The sequence below is a fragment of the Nocardia sp. NPDC001965 genome, from assembly GCF_053594175.1.
The window spans coordinates 1-5,517 of the sequence record NZ_JBSFDZ010000082.1 but is presented as its reverse complement, the minus strand read 5'-3'; the positions used below and the strand labels follow the sequence as shown (position 1 = coordinate 5,517).

The following is a 5,517-nucleotide window of genomic DNA, read 5'->3' as shown; positions in this document are numbered from 1 at the left end:
CCTTGCCACGGCGTCAAGTGTCGTCATCACGGCACCTTCCCGCTGACCATCCGGTCAGCGAATCAGGCCGGAAACACCGTTAAATCCACAGTCCCGGTCGGTCCAGCGCGGGTTCGGTGGTGGTGACTGTTTGCGGAGAGCCTGGTGAGCTGCTTATCGTGCGGCTGGTGTGTGTGCCAGCGGCACTGGGCGGGCCCGATCGCAGAGTGTCGGATCGGGCCCACCGTTTGCTCGGGCGCGCATCGATGTCGGGTACGCGCTCGTCGGTGGTGTGCGCCAGAGCGCTCAGCGCCGCGTTGGACGCGATTCGATCTCGGGTCGGTGCATGGCGAGTTTGCGATGACAGAGTTGCTGCACAAGCTGGTATGTCCGAACGTCCAGGCCGTGGGCTTTCCCGGTGTTGAGTAGCCAGAGGACGCGTTGATAGAAGACCGCGGGCGTGATCCCGAACGTGGGGAGGATGTATTCGTCGCCGTCGAAGCGGTGCCACCGTACGGCGAATTCCAGGATCGAGCGCTCGTTCGGTGTCATGTCTTACTCGCTCCGGTGCTGTCGGCGCTCATACGAGATCGTTTGTGCTGAAACCATGTTCGAGCTTGTTCTTGACTGCGGTGAGGTAGCGCGCGGCGTCGGCGCCGTCGACGATGCGGTGGTCGTAGGAGATCGAAAGATAGGCCATCGACCGGGCGCTGATGGTCAGGTTCCCGTCGTGCCGGGCCGGGACCAGCCGTTCGACCACTGCGCCGGTGCCGAGGATGCCGGTCTGAGGCTGGTTGATGATGGGGGTGTCGAACAGCGCGCCGCGGCTTCCGGTGTTGGTGAGGGTGAAGGTGCCGCCGCTGAGCTCGTCAGGGGCGATCGTGCCTGTGCGTACCTTGTTCGCCTTGTTCGCGATGGCCTGGGCGAGTCCGATCAGAGTCAGGGTGTGGGCGTCGCGGATGACAGGCACCATCAGCCCCTTCTCGCTGTCGACGGCCATTCCTAGGTGGACCTCCTCGTAATAGGTGGCCTCAGTGACCTCGGGGTTGAGCGAGGCGTTCAGCATTCGATGTGCGGCCAGAGCCTCGACGGCCGCCTTGCCAAAGAAGGGCAGGAACGACAGTTTTATGCCGGTGCGGGCGAGGAATGCGTCCTTGTGCTGTGCGCGCAGGGCAGCGATGGCAGTGACATCGACCTCCAGCACGGTGGTCAGCTGAGCGGAGGTCTGCAGTGACTCCACCATGCGCTGCGCAATGGTCCGGCGGATTCGCGGCAGCCTCTCAATTGTGGTCCCGGGGCGGACGGTAGGGGGTGCGGCGGCCTTCTGGACAGCGCGAGCGGGCGCTCCCGCTGGAGAAGGCGTGGTGGCCACTCCGACGCTCTCGGGCTCGGAGGAACTGCTCGGGGCCGGGGCGGCAGCCGCCGGTACCTGGGCAAGCGCATCGGCAACCGGAGGCGTCAGCGGGGCCGGCTGTGCCGATTCGGCAACCGGACCCGTCGATGCTGTCGCTTGCCAAGCTTCGAGCCTGGGATTCGTTGTGTGTCTGCCGGATTGGGCGATGATCGCGAGCGCGGTGCCGACCGAGACTACGGTGTCCTCTTCGACAAGGATCCGGTCGAGCACGCCGCTCGCAGGGGAAGGGATCTCGGTATCGACCTTGTCGGTGGCCACCTCCAGCAGGGGCTCCTCGGCCTCGACGCGGTCGCCGGGTACTTTCAGCCAGCGGGTGATGGTGCCTTCCTCGACGCTTTCGCCGAGGGCGGGCAGGTGCAGCGTCGTGGTGACGATCTGGTCGGTTGTCATTACGTTGCGGGCTCCAGGTGCGGGGAATCAGGGCAGGATGTCGAGCGCGGCGCGCACGATGCTGTCGGTGTCGACGCCGTGGTAGCGGTAGACGTCCTCGAGCGAACCGACCTGGCCGAACTTGCTGACTCCCAGGGCGGTGCTGCGCACGCGGTTGATTCCAGCGAGGAAGGCGAGGGTATGGGGGTGGCCGTCGAGGACGGTAATCATCGGCGTCGCGCGGTCGGACGGGAAGAGTTGGTCGAGGATCCAGCTCTCGCCGGCGTTACGCCCGTGGCGAGCTTGGAGCGCCTCGAATAGCAGTCCCGGACTCGTGATGCACACGACGTCGGCCGGGACTCCGGTCTGCTCCAATCTCTCTGCCGCAGCGAGCGCTTCGGAAATCAGGGCGCCCATCGCGACAATCGTGAGCTGGGCGCCCGCGCGCCGCATCAGCGGGTAGCCGCCGGCGACCACCTGCCGCCTACGTCGTTCGCGGGCCGCCGGGTCGGTGGGCACGTCGGCCAGGGTCTGGTCGACGGGGCGAGTGGACAGCCGCAGGTAGGCCGAGGTGCCGTCGGGGCGGCCCATCCGGGCCAGGCTGGCCAGCAGGGTCCACTCCACGTCGATAGCGAAGGCGAGATCGTAGCTGACGCAGCCCGGTTGTTCCAGGCCGATGGACGGAGTCTTGATCGACTGGTGGGCTCCGCCCTCGGCGGCAAGGGTGACTCCGGAAGGCGTGCCGACCAGGATCGACTGCCCGCCGGCGTAGATGCCGTAGGACCACGGTTCGAGTGCTCGCTCGACGAAGGGGTCATAGAGCACCCCGATCGGGAACAGCGGTTGCCCCCATCGACTCCACGTCGCGCCGAGTTCGCCGATCAGGCCGACCAGGTTGGTCTCGGCGATACCGAGTTCCATGTGCTGTCCGCTGGGGCGCTCGTTCCAGTGCATGATGGTCTCGGCGTCGTCGGCGAACCAGTTGTGCCGTTCGTCGGGCGACCACACGCCCATCTTGTTCACCCAGCCACCCAGGTTCGTGGTCGAGCTCACGTCGGGGCTGACGGTCACCACTCGCTGCGCGGCGTCGGGCGCGGCCCGGGTCAGATCCAGAAGTACCCGCCCCAACGCTGCCTGGGTGGTGGAGGTGCCCTTGGGGGTGCGGCCGAAATCGGCGGGAATGGTGATGTCGGGCAGCGCGGGCACGGGGTCTCGTTGCAGGTGTGCCGCGGTGGCCTCACACAGCTGTCCGGCGGCAGTGTCGGCTGGGAACCGCTGCCAGGGACGTTGCGGATCGTGACCGATCCCCTCGGCGAATCGGGTGTATTCGTCGACAGTGAGCAGTGCGGAATGGTTCTGTGGGTGGCCCTGGGTGGGCAGGCCGTAACCCTTGATGGTGTAGGCGATGATCACGGTCGGGCGGGTGTCGTCGATCTGGCCGTAGGCCTGGATCAGCGCAGCCAGATCATGGCCGCCCAGATTGCGGACCGCCGCAGTGAGGGTGTTGTCATCCAGATCGGCGATGAGTGCGGCGATGCGATCGCGGCCGGTTCCGGTGCCGGGTAGCCGGGTTCGCACTTCTTCGGCGCTGCATCGCAGCAGTCGCTGGTACTCCGGATTGGGCATCTCGAGAATGCGGATGCGCAGCGCATCGCCGCCGGGCCGGGCGAACAGTGATTCGAGCAACCGTCCGAATTTGACAGTGAGAACCTGCCAGCCCGCGGCCTCGAACATCTTCTCGAGTCGGCGCGCGGCGATGTTGGGCACCACCCGGTCCAGGGACTGGCGGTTGAGGTCGACGATCCACACCACCTCGCCCAGCTCGGCGATACCCGGATCCAGGATCGCCTCCCACACCGCGCCCTCGTCGAGTTCGGCATCGCCGACCAGGGAGTATTGCCGGCCGGACCCAGTAGCGCCGAGGTGGGTATCGACGTAGCGGCGTGCCATCGCTCCCCAGATCGGGGCGGTGGCGCCGATGCCGACGGACCCTGTGGAATAGTCCACGGTGTCGGGGTCCTTGGTGCGGCTGGGGTAGGACTGCAGGCCTCCGAATTCACGCAGGGTCGTCAGGTACTGCTCCTCGAGGTCGCCGAGCAGGTAGCTGATGCCGTGCAGGACGGGGGAGGCGTGCGGTTTGACCGAGACTCGATCACCGGGACGCAATTGGTCGAACCACAGCGCGGTCATGATCGAGACCATCGAGGCACACGACGCTTGGTGCCCGCCAACCTTGAGACCGGTCGGGTTGGGGCGAATCCTGTTGGCGTGGTGGATGATCGAGGTGGAAAGCCATAGCAGGCGCCGTTCGATCGATTCGAGCGCTTCGTAGTCCGGATCGGTGCCGGAGGAGCCCAAAGAGCTGATCTCGGGCACGATGAGGGCGTAGTTCATGACCTCTCCTTGCATGCAGGACGCGGCCTCGGCGCACCAGGCGCCTGCGGTGGGTAGCGAAATCGGCCGTGCGGGGCGGAGCTGGTGGGCGTGCGCCGGTCGACGAGGCAGGGTGATGAACCGATGCGCTGTGCGATCGACCCCGATCTGCCGTGGTGTTGTAGCAGTTGACCAGGTGTTTTCGGATAGTGCAATCCCCGGGGTCGAGCATGAGCAGAATGCACACGAGAAGCGGGAGACCGCGGAGAACGGTGGGCACTATGACAACCACACCCGCAAGGGGAATTGATTGGGCGATCTTGTCGGGAATCGTGTGGACTCACCAGCAGATGGAGATAGCGCCGCTCTGCCAGGTCATCTGTGCAGAAATCGATATTCATTCGGTCATCGGCATACAGTATGGTCAGTACACCATCCAGATGTGCAATATCTTGCACATCAAGGCGTGATCAGTCAGTTGGAGGATGCGCATCATGCCGAGAACGAACGTCGCCGACAGTATCGATGTGCGAATCCTGGTAGCTCTGAGCGAAGACCCGCGGGCGACGGTGCTCGCGTTGGCTGACAGGACCGGCCTGTCCCGAAACACGGTGCAAGCCAGGCTTGCCCGGTTCGAGCAGAAAGGAATGCTGCATTCGTTCGAACGGCGCATCGACCCGGCTGCTCTCGGCTACCCGTTGGCGGCCTTCATCCTGACCACCGTCACCCAGCGCGAACTGTCGGCGATCGCCGACGCGCTCGTGAACATCCCCGAGGTCCTGCAGGTTCATGGCCTCAGCGGGGTGACCGATCTCCTGATCCAAGTGGTCGCTCAGGATGCCGACGACCTCTACCGGATCGCCGGGCAGATTCTCGATGTCTACGGCGTGGAGAAGACGACCACCGCGCTGGTGATGCGCCCTCTGGTCGACTTCCGCTTGAATCCTTTGCTAGACCGAATCGCCGGGTCGCCGGATACATCACACCCGCCGGGCTCGGAGCGGTGATTGATGTGATGGCAGTTCGGCCTTCGGCGCCTTGTTGGCGGCGCGAAAGTGTGACGCGAGCAGCGGATCGCTTATCGGTGGGGCAGCCAGCGATGAGCGCGTCGTTAGCGAAGCTGCGCAAAGTTTTCGGTGATGCTCTGCTGGTGCAGCAGGGGCGAGAGTTGGTGCCCACTACGCTCCGACCGCCATCGCCGACAGCTCGTACTGACTGTCAGTCCCAGTGATGGTTGGCATCGTTAATCATCGCTAACAGCACGGTGATGTGGGCCACTAGTGTTCTGCGCCTGAAATGCGTTGGATATATCGGGCGAGGGAGTCGAGGATCTCCTCGGCGGTCTTGCGCCAGACGAACGGCCGGGGGTTGGCGTTCCAGTG

General features: G+C 65.1%; 6 protein-coding genes. 3 read left to right on the top strand and 3 right to left on the bottom strand.

All coding sequences use genetic code 11. The annotated features are described in order from the left end of the window. Nucleotides 1–285 precede the first annotated feature (285 nt). The 3 genes from ACWCPQ_RS34900 to ACWCPQ_RS34890 are packed head-to-tail and all read right to left on the bottom strand — an operon-like array spanning nucleotide 286 to nucleotide 4,156. Nucleotides 286–531, bottom strand: coding sequence for a DUF3263 domain-containing protein (locus tag ACWCPQ_RS34900; RefSeq protein WP_449907415.1), 246 nt, complete (start codon nucleotides 529–531; stop codon nucleotides 286–288). Between the two features lie 28 nt (nucleotides 532–559). Further along, nucleotides 560–1,783 carry a 2-oxo acid dehydrogenase subunit E2 gene (locus tag ACWCPQ_RS34895; protein ID WP_449907412.1) on the bottom strand — a complete coding sequence of 408 codons (1,224 nt, stop codon included), beginning with the start codon at nucleotides 1,781–1,783 and terminating at the stop codon, nucleotides 560–562. A gap of 27 nt (nucleotides 1,784–1,810) precedes the next feature. Continuing rightward, nucleotides 1,811–4,156, bottom strand: coding sequence for a transketolase-like TK C-terminal-containing protein (locus ACWCPQ_RS34890; RefSeq protein WP_449907409.1), 2,346 nt, complete (start codon nucleotides 4,154–4,156; stop codon nucleotides 1,811–1,813). A 260-nt stretch (nucleotides 4,157–4,416) separates the two neighbouring features. On the opposite strand from ACWCPQ_RS34890, the gene ACWCPQ_RS34885 reads away from it, so the two are divergent. Genes ACWCPQ_RS34885 through ACWCPQ_RS34875 form a run of 3 tightly spaced genes read left to right on the top strand, consistent with a single transcriptional unit; the run spans nucleotide 4,417 to nucleotide 5,366 of the window. Continuing rightward, nucleotides 4,417–4,605 carry a hypothetical protein gene (locus tag ACWCPQ_RS34885; protein WP_449907406.1) on the top strand — a complete coding sequence of 63 codons (189 nt, stop codon included), beginning with the start codon at nucleotides 4,417–4,419 and terminating at the stop codon, nucleotides 4,603–4,605. Nucleotides 4,606–4,629: 24 nt separating this feature from the next. Further along, nucleotides 4,630–5,142 carry an Lrp/AsnC family transcriptional regulator gene (locus ACWCPQ_RS34880; protein WP_449907403.1) on the top strand — a complete coding sequence of 171 codons (513 nt, stop codon included), beginning with the start codon at nucleotides 4,630–4,632 and terminating at the stop codon, nucleotides 5,140–5,142. Nucleotides 5,143–5,150: 8 nt separating this feature from the next. Further along, the gene (locus ACWCPQ_RS34875) at nucleotides 5,151–5,366 is read left to right on the top strand and encodes a helix-turn-helix domain-containing protein (RefSeq protein ID WP_449907418.1); all 216 of its coding nucleotides are present in this window, start codon (nucleotides 5,151–5,153) and stop codon (nucleotides 5,364–5,366) included. Nucleotides 5,367–5,517: the final 151 nt, after the last annotated feature.

What these genes read in the sequence shown, in the direction of transcription:
- ACWCPQ_RS34900 (WP_449907415.1), bottom strand. Translation starts at nt 531, where the DNA reads ATGACACCGAACGAGCGCTCGATCCTGGAATTCGCCGTACGGTGGCAC.
- ACWCPQ_RS34895 (WP_449907412.1), bottom strand. Translation starts at nt 1,783, where the DNA reads ATGACAACCGACCAGATCGTCACCACGACGCTGCACCTGCCCGCCCTC.
- ACWCPQ_RS34890 (WP_449907409.1), bottom strand. Translation starts at nt 4,156, where the DNA reads ATGAACTACGCCCTCATCGTGCCCGAGATCAGCTCTTTGGGCTCCTCC.
- ACWCPQ_RS34885 (WP_449907406.1), top strand. Translation starts at nt 4,417, where the DNA reads ATGACAACCACACCCGCAAGGGGAATTGATTGGGCGATCTTGTCGGGA.
- ACWCPQ_RS34880 (WP_449907403.1), top strand. Translation starts at nt 4,630, where the DNA reads ATGCCGAGAACGAACGTCGCCGACAGTATCGATGTGCGAATCCTGGTA.
- ACWCPQ_RS34875 (WP_449907418.1), top strand. Translation starts at nt 5,151, where the DNA reads ATGGCAGTTCGGCCTTCGGCGCCTTGTTGGCGGCGCGAAAGTGTGACG.